The sequence below is a fragment of the Paenibacillus sp. IHB B 3415 genome, assembly GCF_000802655.2.
GTDB classification, from domain to species: Bacteria; Bacillota; Bacilli; order Paenibacillales; family Paenibacillaceae; genus Paenibacillus_AQ; species Paenibacillus_AQ phytohabitans.
Window position 1 is genome coordinate 23,979 of record NZ_JUEI01000037.1, and the last position, 15,288, is coordinate 39,266.

The window sequence follows — 15,288 nt, forward strand, 5'->3', positions numbered from 1 at the left end:
CTCCAATAATAAAACCCTCGAAAAGCCCGAAGAACCGCGCCTTTCAAGGGTTTTTCCACGCAAAAAGGAGCATTGGGGGAATGCTCCTCTTCGGCTTACATATACCGTTATTGGAACTGCGCCTCCGGCAAAAGTTAATCCGGAAGTTATATCAATAAGTTACCTTAAAAATGACAATAATACAAGTATTTCCTACTCCGTCCAAGAAAATATGACCCTATAATGATTGCGCTTCCCTATATAGCAGCCCATGCGGGTATTTCGGCCGGAACGGACTTTGCCGACTGAAGAGCTCGCCCGTTATAATGAACCTACTCTGCGCATAGAGTAAACGAGAGAAGGTACTTATACAATGGATGCTAATCCCCCTATTCAACGCAGGACCGCACAATATTCCCATATCGTTACGGAGGGCACACATTATGAGGTCGGCCGTGCCTTGGGCGCTCATTACAAGCATAATTCCGAGCTCATCTCATTCTTATCCTCGCCGTTCATGGGGGCTTCCCCGCTGCTGCCGTCTGCGGCAGATAGAGTCATGGAGAGCTTCGAGAAATATTGCCCCGGCATGAACGAAGAAATCAAAGGCTTCGCCGACGAGACCGGTATCGAACCCGTCCAGGTTGTGTTCTATTACTCCTACTTCCAGCCATCCGGTCACTGTACACAAGCTGCATACCGGACAAGTCCGGATAACGGCGGGCATACCTGTCATATGCGTAATTATGATTTTGGCTGGGAGGATGAGCCTTATAATCAGCTGCTGCTCAGTACAACACGGGTGAAGGGTAAACCTGCACATATCGGCTTTGCGCTCCAGCTGTTCGGCCGTTATGACGGAATGAATGATGCTGGACTTACTGTAACAACTACATCGGGGAGAATCCGGCCGGAGATGACCGGGGAAGGTTTTATTTTTCCGGGAGTGGTCCGCGCCTTGCTCGACAACTGCACCACTGCGGAAGAAGCGGTGCTGCTGATGCGCAGCATGCCAGTCTCCGACTACCGGAATTTCCTGATCTCGGACGCCAAAGGCGAGATCGCCCTCGTTGAAACTGCCGGTACGCATAAAGAGATCCAATATTATCCGGCAGCGGCTGGCGGGAACTGCAACCAGCTTGTCCTATCAGCCAACCATTATACCCTTCCATCCATGCAGGCTCATAATCTGCAGGTAATGGAGAATTCGAGGACAAGGTATGACGCGCTGCGGTCGGCACTTACGGACGAAGCTGCACTCCAAAGCCCCGTGGCAGCCATGCAAGCCATCGCAGGCACAGAATACCCTAAGGGAGTCTGCTGTCATCATTACAGTGAGGGCTTCGGAACGTTATGGTCGATGGTCTTCGATAACACGGCCCGCGAGGCGCATATCTGCTTCGGTTCCCCGCAGCTGAACAGCTGGAGGACCTTTGGGTTCAACGACCCGGCCGGAGTCCGCGAATATCACGCCGTTCTGCCTAACCGCCCATCTACAGCCGGATTCTGGGATCAGCTGCCTTCTGCAGAATAGAGTGCACGAACTCTGTCTTCCCCTCACAATATGAGTCGATATCATAACGGTATTCTTTCGCAAGCCGCTGCTTGACCGCCTGATACTCCTCACGGGCAGAGGGGCTGCTACGCAGATAATCGCGGAATGCAATATGCTCAAGATATCCCTTCCCGTCCTTCGGACATACGTAAAGGTGGTACTTCATAAATCCGTCATCCTGCAAGCTCCGGAAGGCTTCCCTGCCCTCAATCCCCAAATTGCCCTGATGCTCATAACCGTACTGCTGTAATCTCCGGATGATCTCCGGCAGCTTCTCATAGCTCTCCATCACCAGATCGATATCGATAACAGGTTTGGCCGATAACCCCTCGATGGAGGTACTGCCCACATGCTCAGCCGCTATGATCAGATCTCCCGCGATCTCCAGCATCCGCGCTTCAATTCTGGCGTATTCAACCTTCCAGGCCGGGTCGTAGGGAACAACTTCAACAACTTTTGTTTTCTCAGCGATGATCTTCCCCTCCTTGGTGTGAACAGTTTTTAGTAAATATATTATAGCGCACCTGTCAACGGGGAATGTGCCTGCCTGCCAAGTATTCTATGTTTCGTTAAGTCTGCCGGGATAAAATGCAAACCGCTATCTCATACTATCCATCAGATATGGAGGTGAACAGTGTGCCCAAGAACAGTGCAGATCCAAAGCATGACCGTGCTGATAACCGTGCCGATAAAAAGAACAACCAGCAGAATCACTCCAGCATCACCGAAATCCCCCAGATGGTGAATCCGGATAAAGCCGAAGATTATGTGCCAAGCTTAAATGGCGTGACCAAGAACGAAAGCTGAATGTAAAAGGACCGGGCTTCGCTGATGGAAACATTGGCGGAAGTCCGGTCTTTTTTATGTTTTCCGATGAAATTCCAGATCTCAAGCACAGCCGGGAATCAGAATTCATATATGAATTAGAGTGTGTGAATCTGAACGGGCAATGTAGTTATAAAGTTAATGTAGTGATAGAATAATACAATCATTCTAATAATCACGGGAAGAGTGGAAATATGCGAATAGGATTATTTGACTCCGGAATAGGCGGTTTAACGGTGCTTCATCAGGCACTGAAATTTCTGCCGCAAGAAGATTACCTCTTTTACGCAGACACTGCACATGTTCCTTATGGAGAGAAAACAAAAGAAGAAGTTAGAGAGTACATTCTAAATGCTGTAGATTTCATTGCTAAACACAATATAAAAGCTTTGGTCATTGCTTGTAACACTGCCACCAGTATCGTGATTGAGGAGCTCAGAAGCCGGTATGACTTTCCTATCCTGGGCATCGAACCGGCAGTGAAGCCTGCCATTGAACAATCCGAAGGAAAACAGAAAAAGGTTCTGGTGTTAGCCACGAGACTTACGCTGCAGGAGAAGAAGTATCATGATTTAGTTCACCGTATAGATCATGGGGAAATTGTGAACAGTTTACCACTTCCCGGACTGGTGCAGTTCGCTGAAAGCTTTGAATTTGATGAAAAGAAGATCATCCCCTACTTGAATCAAGAATTGTCCCGGTTTAATTTGCAGCAGTACGGCACAGTGGTACTCGGATGTACTCATTTTCCTTATTTTGAGAATAGTCTTAAGAAGATTTTCCCTGAAGACGTTGATTTCATCTCAGGAAGTATTGGAACAGCCAGACATCTGAAACGTATCCTCGAACACAAAGGTCAGGTTAACCAAGGTAGTGGTGATATCATCTTTTTCAAGTCTGGTGTGAAAGTTGAGGATACCTGCACATTAGACAATTATCATCGCCTTTTCAAACTTCTGGATGAACTGTGAATTGAATTACGATCAGCTGCTGATGATTACCGGAGAAAAGGAAGTGTATGACTTGAGCCACTATGAAGCGATCATGGGGAGATTACGTCGAAGCCCCCTGAAGAATATAACGCTACTCAAAATGATGACCGCCTATCACACTCAGATTGACAGTACGATGATCGAACAGCAGGATCACTGGGGAGTGTTATTGCTGATGCCTGCCGTGACCTTCCCCTACGATCACAGGACCTATCCGGAAGCCGACACCGTTGTGCTTATGGACTACAGCAGCCCGGAGGTCTTCCCCGCCCTGCTGAAGCTGCTGCCAAGGGACGCAAGGCTCGTATTTAAGCTGCAGGAGGATGCGTACCGCCAGGCGCTGGAGCCGCATTTCACACTGCATAAAGTCCGCAGTCTCTATTCCTATTCTACGGCCGAAGGCCAAACCTTCAGCGCAGACGGGGCATGCATCGTAAGTGAAGCAATGGATGAACGGCTGCTGCCGTTATGGATGGCAAATGATTATTCACAGGGGGAAATCAGTCTATATTTTCAGGAGGGGGCTTTCTCTGTATCATTGTTCGAGGGAGACGTGCCTCTCAGCACTTGTTTTGTATTCCGCAATGAGGAATCTGTCTGGGAGATTGGAGCTGTACATACGGCTGCTGCCGCAAGAAAAAACGGACTGGCGCAGCGCGTGGTCCGCACAGCGTTATACCATACTCTGCAAAGGGGATATATTCCGAGGTATCAGGTACTTGAAGACAATCTCGCCTCGATCCGTCTGGCTGAATCGATTGGACTTACCCCCGCAGTGAAGCTTGAGCACTGGATTAACTATTAACGGTTATCTCTGTATTCAAAATATTATATACTGTTAGAAACATGTATCTGTCTATGGAGCCTCTGCTCACAAACTATGAAGGAGTTAACTTATGAGTTATCAACCCCCACCTTTTGGAGATCAGGAATTTTACCAGCAGTTTCCCCCGCCGCCCCGCCAGGAGCGGACGAACGGCAAAGCGATCGCAGCACTGGTGCTCGGCATTCTCTCCATCGTAGTTCCTTATATTGGACTCCTCTTTGGGATTATTGCGATCGTTCTGGCTGCACTCGCCTTCAAGGAGATCCGTCTCCGCTATGAGCAAGGCAGGGGGCTGGCGATTGCCGGGCTGGTCTGCGGGATTGTCGGCACCATCATTTATGCTGTACTAATCCTACTGTTTGTTCTTGCACTCATGATGTTTGGTAATATTGACACCGGCACGGTGAATTATTTCAACAATTTAAACAGCTTTTAAATAGTGAAAAAACAATAAAAGGAAGCTGACACCGGTTTCGATAACCGGCATCAGCTTCCTTTTATTGTTGCGGCGGAGTACCCTTGCTCATGAGAATGTTGATACTCTCCTGCTGACGGTATTCCGTCGGTGTAAGCTGATATTTCTTACGGAACATTTGCGTGAAGTGGCGCATGTCCTGATAACCCACCCGTTCAGCAATTTCAGCCAGCTTCAGCTTGGGATTGAGCAGTAGCAGCTTCGCTTGCTCCAGCCGCAGGGAGGTTACATATTCCTTGTAGCCCTGCCCCGTCTTCTGCTTAAACAGCTGGCTGAAGTACGCCGGATTCAGGAATACCACCGAAGCCATTTTCTCCAGCGACAGATCCTCGTAGAAATGCTCCTTGATATAGTGCAGCGCAACATCAATGGCCTTCTCCCCGCTGCCTTTCATCGGCTCCAGTTCAAGCGCCTGGGAGGCCGATGCCTCCCGCATCCGCTTCACAACCTGCGGGACTGTGTTGAAGTCGTAGCTGAGCCCGGAGTGGATGATCTGGAAAGGAATCTTCAGATAATGCGTCAAATGAGCCTTGACCTCTTCCTGGAAATGCTCCATCCGGACGTTCTCACCCGGCGTAATAAGGCCCAGCAGACTCTGCCGGTCATAGCTGACAACGAATCCCCGTCCATGCTGGTCGATCAGCTCAGACAGCACATTCTCAACGATGAAATGCTCCAGGCGGACGCTTTTGTCACCCGGGTCCAGCTGGACCATTACCAGATAGAAGTGGTTGTAATCTTCAATAAAAGGCTCAATATCCAGATTCCCGATATCCAGCCCCGAGGCCAGCCGCTGGAATACCCCCTCGCGGAGGAATCTCAGACTGGCCTTCAGCCGCTCGCCTTGCCGCGAGATATTGTTGTCCTGCTGGATTTCCGTTGTTAGGCTGTCAATAAGCTCAGTCAGCTTTGTTTTGCCGATCGGCTTAAGCAGATAGTCTCTCGCACCCAGCCGGACCGCTTCCTGCGCATAGGAGAATTCGCTATGGGCAGAGATGACAATCCATTTCACATAGGGATACCGGCGCTTCGAAATCTTCATGAATTCGAGGCCGTTCATTCCCGGCATCAGAATATCGGTCAGCACAATATGGATACGCTGCTCTTCCATAATCTTAACCGCTTCTTCCGCCCGGGCGGCTACGAATACCAGATGCTCCGGGCTAATCTGCCCGATGGTGCGCTTGATGCCTTCACGGATGACCCGTTCATCATCGGCAATAAGAATATTCACGTAGTCTGTTCTCCTTCCACTGAAATCGGCAGCACGATGGCAACCTGTGTCCCTTCTCCGGGGAAACTCTGAATCTGCAGGCCGTAACACTCCCCGAACATGAACTGCAGCCGGCGGTGCAGGTTCTGAAGGCCGATGCCGCTTTTGCCGCTCTCCTTGGGACTGGGACCAGGAGCGTCCCCATTCAGCGAGTCCTGCAGCCGTTTCAGCTGTTCCTCATTCATTCCATTTCCGTTGTCTTCCACAATCAGTCTAAGAACGGAACCTTCTTCACTGGTATATACCTTCAATATACCCTGGCGGCCCAGTGATTCCAGACCGTGCTTGACGGCGTTTTCAATTACAGGCTGGACCGTCATTTTGGGAACACGGATGTCCAGCCAGCGTTCATCGATTTCCGTAATAATCTGCAGCCGCCCTTCCAGCCGGATCGAGATAATCTTCAGATAATGGCCAATCTGCTCCAGCTCTTCGCGCAGGCTTACTTCGGCCCCATCCTCCCACTGGCTGCTGTAACGGAACATCGAGGACAGGGACAAGACCAGCTCCCCCAGCTGCTCATTGCCTTCCTCATCCAGCATCCAGTAGATCATATCGAGTGTATTGTACAGGAAATGCGGATTGACCTGGGACTGCAGCGCATGCAGCTCAGCATTCTTCTCGCTGACGGACGAGAGCTTCACGCGTTCAATCAGCTCCTCGATCCGCCGTACCATCCGGTTGAACGAAGCCACGAGAATATTAATCTCCTGATAGGAGGAGACATTGACCATTCCGCGGAAGTTACCGACCTCTACCTGCCTCATCTCCCGGATCAGCTTCTTCAGCGGCGAGGAGATGGTCTGAGATACGATCGAGGCAATCAGCGTGGAGACAATAATCAGCGCCGAAATAACAATCAGCAAATAACGCTTCATCTCAATCAGCTCTACATTCAAATCCTTGTCCGGGGTTATACTCATCACCCACCAGCCGGAGAATGACAGCTTCGAGGCTACGACCAGCCGGTCGCTTTGCTGCTCAACCATCACATTCTGCGTAGTCGGCAGCATAGGAAGATTGGAGACGTCCGGCGTCGGATCTGTAGCAGAAGTGACAAACCGTCCATCCGGGGACATCAGATACACCTGACTGTGCTCACCGAGCTTCAAGTTTTCTAGGGCATCCAGAACCGGCTGCGGATTCGTCTCATACAGCACGATCCCGATCGGCTTATGCTCATTCAGATCATAAATCTGCCGGCCGAAGGCGAACACCGGGCTGTCCTCCACCTGATCGATCAGGGAATGCTGGTACACCCCCAGCCAGACCATTTTACCTGACGAGGCCTGCAGCTGGTGATACCAGTCTTCATCGGCGTAATCCGGATCGACCACGTTCATATAATTCCCGTAATTATAAATCTTCCCTCTGTCTGTGATCACATGAATGCCCACCAGGTCATCCCGTGAATAAAAAATCGAGCCGATAATATTCGTCACGGTCTGCTCATTGATATAAGCCACCGCCGGCTCATCGGTTTTCTCATTAATCAGACGAATCATCTCGAAGTTATTGCTGAGCGATTTGGACAATGCGTCATAGCCCTTATAGAGGAGTGTGAACAAACCTGCGGTCTGGGCGACGTTTTTTTGCGACAAATCACTGATCTTCTCATGCAGCTGATCCGTAGTCCGGTTATAGTACAGCAAGCTGACAATAAGCAGAATACTGGACATGCAAAAAAGAAACAGCAAGAACAACCGATGATGGATGGAATGAAAGCCGCTCTTCATAGGACTCTCTCCTTTCAACACCCTGTCCTGCCGTTTCCTATTATAAATCTAACCCAATTTTATATGCAACGCGTGAATTCATAATTCTGCAGATCAGCCTTTGACAGCCCCTGCCACCATGCCCTTAGTGATCTGATTCGACAGGAAGAAGTAGATCAGGATAACCGGCAGCGCACCCATAACGAGGAATGCCCCGATGTTGCCGTAGTTGACCGAATACTGGCTGACGAAGGTGTAGACCCCGAATGGCAGGGTTTTGAGCTTCTCGGACGAGATGAACGTTGCCGCCAGGATGTACTCGTTCCAAATGTTGATGAAGGTCAGGATACATACCGTCATTACCGGCGGCACCGATACCGGAAGGATGATGCTGCGGAAAATCCGGTACACACTCGCTCCGTCGATGAACGCTGACTCTTCAATCTCATGCGGGATAGCTCTCATGAATCCGCTTAAGATGAATACGGCGATTGGTGTGGAGAATGCGACGTAAGGCAGAATCAGCGACCAATGGGTATTCAGGATATGCATATTTTTGAAAATAATCATCAGCGGCAGCAGGGTAGCCTGCATCGGAATCATCATCCCCATCAGGAAGATGGTCATCACCAGATTGCCGTATTTCCAGCGGAACCGCGAGATCGCATAAGCAGCCATTGAAGCCAGCAGGATGACACAGATCATTGTAAACGCAGTAACGAATACGCTGTTAGACAGATACTTCAGATAACTCCCGGAGGTGTAAGCTTCATAGTAGTTATGCCATTGAATTTTTTTGGGAAAAGAAAAGAAGCTGCCGTCCATGATTTCTTCGTTGGTCTTGAGTGAGTATAGCAGTAGCCATAACAGCGGGTACAGCTGGGTGACCACAGGGATTGCAAAAAGAAGATACACGATTCCTTTTTTAAATTTACGCATGATTCGCGCACTCCTTTCCTAGTTGTATTTTTTCTCAAGTTTATTGAAGATGGTATTGATCACTCCGGTAAAGATGAGACAGACAACAACCAGGAACGTTGCGATCGCACTGCCGTATCCATACTTGAAGGACATGAAGGAACTGTTATACATATGGGTTGAGATGACATCTGTCGCATGCGCCGGACCGCCGCCTGTCATGACCATGACCAGATCGAAGGCCTGCAGGGAGCCGATAAACGCCAGGATAATCGATATTTTGAAGATCGGAACAATCAGCGGGAGGGTAATATAACGATCCGCTTTGAAACCGTCTGCTCCGTCAATTTTGGCCGCTTCATATAGCTCATCAGGGATATTCTGCACTCCGGTATACTGGATCAGCAGATGGTAGCCGAAGAACTGCCAGAGTGATACCAGATAAAGGGAATACATGGCGATGTTCGGCTCGGTGAGCCAGTTGTGAGTCCAGCTGTCAAGACCGAGTGACACCAGCACGCCATTCAGCATGCCCCCCATGGAAGTAGGGTTGTAGATGGTCTTCCAGAGTTGTCCAATGATAACAACCGACAGGATAACCGGTGTGAAGTAGATCGACACCAGTGTATTGGCTTTCTTCAGATAACGGTTAAGCAGGATAGCCATTCCTAAGCAAAGTGGAATTTCCAGCATGGAAGCCACTGCATACAGCAGCGTTCTTCTTACGGAAGGCCAGAACACAGGATCATTGAAGAACATATCTTTGAAATTGCCTAAGCCAATAAACTCCGCAGTAGTAAGACCGTCCCACTTCAATAAGCCCGTATATAATGATACCAGTATGGGAACAAACACAAGGCACACGTACAAGAGCAGACATGGCAGTATGAAGACGGCTATTGTGCGTGCTGGCACCTTAAGTACTTTCATCTTTCCCGCCTCCTAAACAAGCAGATTCTTTGTCTATTTACGATATTCACGATATTTACATTGAAAATCTTCATGATAAACTCGATGCGAAGAAGCCTGGATCAGCTTGCTTCGCATCGAGAAGGACAGCTTTACGGTTGCCTATAGCGTATTGCTTATTTGTTGGCTTCAAATGCAGCCTGGTGCTCTTTCGCGACTGCAGCGGAATCCATTTTCTGAACGAAGAGGTTCTGAATGCTGCTGAGGTGAACTTGAGCTGTTGCAGGGTTCATCGTGTTATCGAACGCCAGGTCGCCGCCTTTAACTTGGTTGAACAGGCCGGCAATGTTAACAGCCAGATCAGAGTAACCGGCAGCTTTGAGGTCGCCGTCTACCTTTTGACCGATACCTACAGCATTTTTCAGTTCAAACTGTTTCTTAGGATATTCGGAAGCGAAGTAGTTCAGGAAGTCTTTGGTTTCTTGCAGGTGTTCGCTGTTTGCAGATACGGCAAATGCGCTGCCTGGTGCAAGCATGAATTCGTTAGGGTCACCCTTGCCGTTTACTGTAGGGAATTGGAAGGCTCCAACTTTACCGGCTACAGGGGATGCGTCAATTGCGCCTGTTTCCCAAGATCCGATCGACCACATGGCTGCTTTACCTGTTTTGAAGATGTTACCGCCGGCATTAGCATCAATGGAGGTTGCACCGTCAGGGAAAGCTCCGGCTTGAACCAGTGCCTGGAATGCGTCAACCGCTTCAACGAATGCAGGATCTTCGAAGGTTTTCTTGCCGTCAAGCACATCCTGCAGGAATCCAGGGCCGCCATTGGTGCGGAGCAGGATGTTCATGAACAGGAATGAGCCGGTCCAGGAATCTTTTTCACCGATAGCCAGTGGGGTAATTCCCTTATCTTTCAGGATTTTGACATCCTGGAGCAATTCTTCAAAGGTTGTCGGAGGAGCAGCAATTCCTGCTTGTGCGAACAGGTCTTTGTTGTAGTACACGACTTCGATGTTATTACCGTCAGGAAGCGCATACACATTGTTGTCGAAGCTGTAGTAATCGAGCAGGCCTTCCTGATAAGTGTCCTTCAGGCCGTTCTGTTCGAGCATATCATTCAGCGGTGCGAACAATCCTGCATCTACGAAAGGCTTCATTTGTGCAGCCGGGTTAACGATGGTGATGTCCGGAACTTCTTTGGAAGCAGCCTGTGTTTTGAGCTTCACTTTCTGCTGGTCTGTGTTCAGCGTATCCAGTTCAATCTTCACATTCGGATGATCCTTCTGGTACTGCTCGGTCAGCTCGTTGATCATTTTGTAAGCCGGTGTTGCAGGGTCAGGATAGATATTCTGGAAGGTAATTGTTACTTTCTTGTCGCTTGGAGCAGTTGTTGCTGCGGCGTTTCCGCTATCTGTTGTGTTCGGTGCGGCGTTGTTCTTGGCGCCGTCGTTTGTATTGTTGTTCGAATTGCCGCATGCTGCAAGGCTTAACGCCATAACTGCGGTGAAAGCGATGGTAGCGGATTGCTTCATTTTTCTGTTGACCATTAATTGATGCCCCCTGTGTTCGTGATATGCTTATTATCATCCAGTGAAGCGCTTCCAACAAGGTGAGAACTACAGAATAAAGGTTTGTTTTTTCTAGGTATACTGCACTTAAGCAGCCTAATCGTCCAACCTTTTCTCTAACATCTGTTCATCGTCTTTAACATAGCTGCCAACCGTACATTTGCAACAGAATCCATCTTCGGTCACCCCTGCATTTCTATATCTAACCCCTTAAGTTTAATAAAACTAATTCTTGAAGAACTTCCTGTACATCACAGTTGGAATTTAGGATATTGATCATCTCTTCCGTAATGGGGAAATCATCGTAAATTTTTGCAACAACATCTAAGGATGGTGATAACTCAAAATAACCTATTAGAAATTCTACAAAATCCTCTGGTGTATGGAATATACAGCCCACTAAAAAATCAGAACCATCGCTTACACCTTTTGGAATCTCAACTTTTCCCTTGTGCCAGTTAGTGTCACTGTTTTTACGCCATATGGGCTTAATTCAGATTCATGATCGAAGCCTTTTATTATGGAGCCATCAGGGGAAAACAAAATAATTAGATGATCACCTGCTCCATTATCTATTTTCGCCATACAAACACCCTCGTCCCAATTTTGAACAAAGCTATGGTAACGAAGCCATTCATCTTGACAAATATCCACTCACTTCAACGTCTGCCCATAGCTAACCGGGCTGCCGTCTCATACCGGCAACCTCGGTTAAATGATTGTTAAGCTATAGTTACCCCGTTATGGAGTTCAATGATTTTATCCTGTAATAACTAATCCCTTGTTTCGGTATTTCATTGAAAGCAGCCGTCGAGTAGGTTTTTTCCTTTAGGATAATCTTTCATTAATTTTGATCAATATTTCCTTCAAGATTTGCTTCTCCTCCTCGGTAAGGACTTGAACGATTTCTTCCTCCACCATTTGGAATGAGTCTTGAAAGTCTGCAATCAGTTCAATCGCTTTTGGCAATACATATATATTTTTTTGCCGTTCATTATTGGCCGGGATTTTGCGCTCGATGAACCCTTTTTGCTCTAGACCTTGAAGCATGCTTGTAATGCTGGCCCCACGTAGATGAAACCTATCGGCAAGGTCCTTTTGAATAATATGATTATTTTGGTTCTGGTAAATATAATCGATTACTTTTCCTTGTTGAGCGTTTAACCCCTGCTCTTTTATACTTTCGTCCGCTCTTTTCTTTAACTTAAGACCGATAATCTGAAACAAATCCAGATAAGGCGTATCCTTTCGGGATTCCATGATCTTCCCCCCTGTGATTGTTAGGAATCTAACTGTAAGCAAATAAACTATACAGTGATCCTATAGGCTTGTCAAAAGAATAATTAGATTATTGACAGTTAGTTATCTAATAGTTATACTTCGAATTATTCAAATTACAAACACTTGGGAGGAATTCATATGGAGATGGATAAGGTCACACAAAATGCTGCGTTAGAACAAGTTACGGCAATTACAAATATACGTATTTTTGATGGAAATCAAATGATTGCGCCAAGACATATTGTCGTTAAGGGGGAGTCCATCATTTCAGTGGGCGGAGACCTTCCGTCTGGTGCAACGATTATCGATGGAGAAAATGCGACTCTAATGCCTGGTTTCATTGATGCACATGTCCACACTTCGATCGGCGGATTACGAGATGCACTAAAATTCGGCGTGACAACAGAACTCGAAATGAACGGCGATTTTACAAAAAGAGGGCGCGAGATTCAGTTGAAAAATGTGAATGACGTCGCAGACGTCCGTTCTGCTGGCACAGCGATCACCGCTCCGGGCGGACACCCAGATGAATTATTGCCAGATGGAGATGAAATACCGGAATTCATATTAAAGGAACTAGAGAAGTTATCGGAGGAAGACCGGGAATCGATGTTGGCTGCATACGCTCACGATCACGAAGAAATACCGCAAGTGACAACGGTGGAAGAAGCGATTAAACATGTGCATACCCAAGTGGAGAATGGCGCCGACTATATTAAGATCATGATTGAAGAAGGAACGGTCATGGGTGCGCCTGGCCTGCCTGTACTAAGCGAGGAGATTCTAAAAACAGCCGTGACAGAAGCCCACAAGTTCGATAAGCTGGTCATCGCCCACGTATTGACGGCTCTTTCATCGCAAGAGGCCATCGATTTTGGAGTCGACGGTTTGGGCCACTTGTTTATCGACAGACCCGAGAATACGTCCGGGTTAGTAATGTCCATAGCGGCTTCAGGCGCTTTTGTTACACCGTGCTTGGTGTTGAATTCATCTATCCTTGGAAATCCGGCATCGGAATTGGCGAATGATCCGCGTGTTCATTCCAAGTTAAGTTCAGATTGGATCGATATCTTGAACTCAAGCTTCAATACGTTTCCGCAAGGCAATATGGAGAACAGCTTTAAAAATGTGATGGACCTTCACCGTGCCGGAGTTGATATTCTGGTAGGGACGGATGTCGCGCCGGTTCCTGTTCCGAATCTTGGCGGCCTTGCTCATGGAGCCAGCGTCCATCATGAAATGCAATTGCTGGTGAAGGCCGGGTTCACTCCGATAGAAGCGCTTCAGTCAGCTACCGCAAAACCGGCCCGTTGCTTTGGTCTTAACGATCGCGGTCGTATTGCCGAAGGCGCACGCGCTGACCTTATTTTAGTAACCGGTGATCCGACAACCAACATCTCGGATACCTTGTCGATCAAATCCGTGTGGTTCAAAGGTGTGCAACAACGATATTAATCAGAGCCAATATCTCCGTACTATGTTGTCAGAGCGATTACTTATTGTAAACGAAATAATTACACGGCCGCCCTACAAACATTTAAAACATTCTGATCGTTGGGTCCATGAGTTTCATTGGAGCATCCCGTTGAAAGCAAGCATTACTTTTCGCCACTAATTATTCAAAAGAAGCAGCCGATCACGTTAGAATCGGCTGCTTCTTGTTATATATTACTATATCAATTATGCTGGCGGCTGCTTCCACTGTTCCATCACGCTGAGCAATCCCGGAACATCCAGCCCGTCGAGTGAAAAAGCTTTGCGCAGCAGATCATGCGGGATGAATTCATCGTATTTGCCGAGGTAAGGCGCCTCATCCGGTCCGAGCAGGGAAATAGCATCCGTAGCTGCGGCGGTTTCGGCAATAATCTCTTCCTCCAGCGTCTCTGCATCTGCCTTGCCGGCGACAACCATATAATAAGGTTCCATCGGCACGACGGACCGCAGACCGAGCGGTCCCTTCAGATTGTTCTTCAGCAGGCGCTCCAGCGTACGGAACTGGCGGCTGCCCGCCCATGGAAGGATGAACATGGAGTCTCCTCCGGCAGGCAGGACAGAACGCGTCAAGAGTCCGCTCTCTTTGGCAAGCCTGCGGGCCCGCTCCAGTCTGGCGGCCGCGCTTGGCGCAAGATACGGATACAAGGCTGTCGATCCGAGCACTTCGCGGATCTTCGTCATGATCCGGGTGTGGACATCCCCTCCGGCTCCAAGCCATAAGGTGTCTACCTTGCCGCGTGATCCTTTGACATAGACCGCCTTGTGGCGGTTGTCGACCTCTTCCACCTTCCACAGCTTGCCGGCCAGGGTGAAGCAGTAGCCCGGCGGCGGCACTGTAGTAATTGAACCGATTTCCTCGGTGCCGTTATAGACAACATGCTCTTCATCGTCTTTGAATACCGCATAGAAACGGAAGTTGTTGACGATCTTCTCCCCCGCCATCCCGATCAGCAGGCTGCCCTCATCCATCTTCTCAATATGGCCCATGCCCTGCATGTATTCCATGAAGGCGTCATAATCAGCGGGATCAATACTGCGGAAGGAAGGCAAGCTCAGCACCGCCTCCTTCAGGTCCTCCGGCTCCGCCTCGCCCATGCTCTTGAGGATGCTCATCGTCTGATGGTACAGCAGCCCGACCGGCAGCTGGCGCACGACCAGCGGCTCGACCCATTTCTCGCGCACGTACAGCTCGATTACGGCAATGGCCCGCAGCAGCGTCCACGGCATCCGCGCAGGCAGCTGCGCCTCCTCGTCCTCCTCCTCGGGCGTGACGAAGATCATCTCGGAGGCGGCGTCCCCGCGCCTGCCCGAGCGGCCCAGCCGCTGCACGAAGCTCGCGCAGCTGTAAGGCGCGCCGAGCTGCAGCACCCGCTCCAGCTCGCCCAGGTCAATCCCCAGCTCCAGCGTCAGCGTCGCTGCAGCCACAGCCGGCCCCGCACCCTGGCGGAGCGCGGCCTCCGTCTCCTCCCCCCCCC

At 49.0% G+C, this 15,288-nt stretch carries 15 protein-coding genes; 6 read left to right on the top strand and 9 right to left on the bottom strand.

All coding sequences use genetic code 11. From position 1 onward, the window contains the following. The first annotated feature begins 352 nt into the window (after window positions 1-352). Complete coding sequence (locus QW71_RS17345; protein WP_039301033.1) at window positions 353-1,513, top strand: C45 family peptidase; 1,161 nt, start codon at window positions 353-355, stop codon at window positions 1,511-1,513. On the opposite strand, the gene QW71_RS17350 is transcribed toward QW71_RS17345, so the two are convergent. After that, window positions 1,473-1,925: a GrpB family protein gene (locus tag QW71_RS17350; protein WP_235441484.1), complete on the bottom strand. Its 453-nt coding sequence runs from the start codon at window positions 1,923-1,925 to the stop codon at window positions 1,473-1,475. The genes QW71_RS17345 and QW71_RS17350 overlap by 41 nt on opposite strands. 245 nt (window positions 1,926-2,170) lie before the next feature. Here QW71_RS17350 and QW71_RS39900 point away from each other — a divergent pair, with 245 nt between their 5' ends. From QW71_RS39900 to QW71_RS17365, 4 genes are all read left to right on the top strand, one after another. Beyond that, entirely contained in the window at window positions 2,171-2,341 is a 171-nt protein-coding gene (locus tag QW71_RS39900) for a hypothetical protein (protein ID WP_179093454.1), read from the top strand. Between the two features lie 212 nt (window positions 2,342-2,553). Beyond that, complete coding sequence (gene murI, locus QW71_RS17355; protein WP_039301039.1) at window positions 2,554-3,330, top strand: glutamate racemase; 777 nt, start codon at window positions 2,554-2,556, stop codon at window positions 3,328-3,330. 1 nt (window position 3,331) lies between these two features. Further along, complete coding sequence (locus QW71_RS17360; protein WP_039301042.1) at window positions 3,332-4,156, top strand: GNAT family N-acetyltransferase; 825 nt, start codon at window positions 3,332-3,334, stop codon at window positions 4,154-4,156. A 91-nt stretch (window positions 4,157-4,247) separates the two neighbouring features. Continuing rightward, complete coding sequence (locus tag QW71_RS17365) at window positions 4,248-4,613, top strand: DUF4190 domain-containing protein (protein ID WP_039301044.1); 366 nt, start codon at window positions 4,248-4,250, stop codon at window positions 4,611-4,613. Window positions 4,614-4,674: 61 nt separating this feature from the next. On the opposite strand, the gene QW71_RS17370 is transcribed toward QW71_RS17365, so the two are convergent. The 7 genes from QW71_RS17370 to QW71_RS17395 form a co-directional block, all read right to left on the bottom strand. Beyond that, window positions 4,675-5,886, bottom strand: coding sequence for a response regulator (locus QW71_RS17370; RefSeq protein WP_039301047.1), 1,212 nt, complete (start codon window positions 5,884-5,886; stop codon window positions 4,675-4,677). Next, entirely contained in the window at window positions 5,883-7,661 is a 1,779-nt protein-coding gene (locus tag QW71_RS17375) for a sensor histidine kinase (protein WP_039301050.1), read from the bottom strand. Before QW71_RS17375 ends, QW71_RS17370 begins: the two co-directional genes overlap by 4 nt. A 93-nt stretch (window positions 7,662-7,754) precedes the next feature. After that, on the bottom strand, window positions 7,755-8,579 hold the full coding sequence (locus QW71_RS17380; protein ID WP_039301053.1) for a carbohydrate ABC transporter permease: 825 nt from the start codon (window positions 8,577-8,579) through the stop codon (window positions 7,755-7,757). Between the two features lie 18 nt (window positions 8,580-8,597). Continuing rightward, window positions 8,598-9,488, bottom strand: coding sequence for a carbohydrate ABC transporter permease (locus QW71_RS17385; protein ID WP_039301056.1), 891 nt, complete (start codon window positions 9,486-9,488; stop codon window positions 8,598-8,600). 155 nt (window positions 9,489-9,643) lie between these two features. Further along, the gene (locus QW71_RS17390) at window positions 9,644-11,017 is read right to left on the bottom strand and encodes an extracellular solute-binding protein (RefSeq protein ID WP_039301059.1); all 1,374 of its coding nucleotides are present in this window, start codon (window positions 11,015-11,017) and stop codon (window positions 9,644-9,646) included. Between the two features lie 441 nt (window positions 11,018-11,458). Then, window positions 11,459-11,623, bottom strand: coding sequence for a hypothetical protein (locus tag QW71_RS40515; protein ID WP_160311818.1), 165 nt, complete (start codon window positions 11,621-11,623; stop codon window positions 11,459-11,461). Between the two features lie 243 nt (window positions 11,624-11,866). Then, window positions 11,867-12,298 carry a MarR family winged helix-turn-helix transcriptional regulator gene (locus tag QW71_RS17395; protein WP_039301062.1) on the bottom strand — a complete coding sequence of 144 codons (432 nt, stop codon included), beginning with the start codon at window positions 12,296-12,298 and terminating at the stop codon, window positions 11,867-11,869. 165 nt (window positions 12,299-12,463) lie between these two features. On the opposite strand from QW71_RS17395, the gene QW71_RS17400 reads away from it, so the two are divergent. After that, entirely contained in the window at window positions 12,464-13,774 is a 1,311-nt protein-coding gene (locus QW71_RS17400) for an amidohydrolase family protein (protein ID WP_039301089.1), read from the top strand. A 225-nt stretch (window positions 13,775-13,999) separates the two neighbouring features. On the opposite strand, the gene QW71_RS17405 is transcribed toward QW71_RS17400, so the two are convergent. Next, on the bottom strand, window positions 14,000-15,288 hold a 1,289-nt coding region (locus QW71_RS17405), incomplete at its 5' end, for a helicase-related protein (protein WP_039301065.1).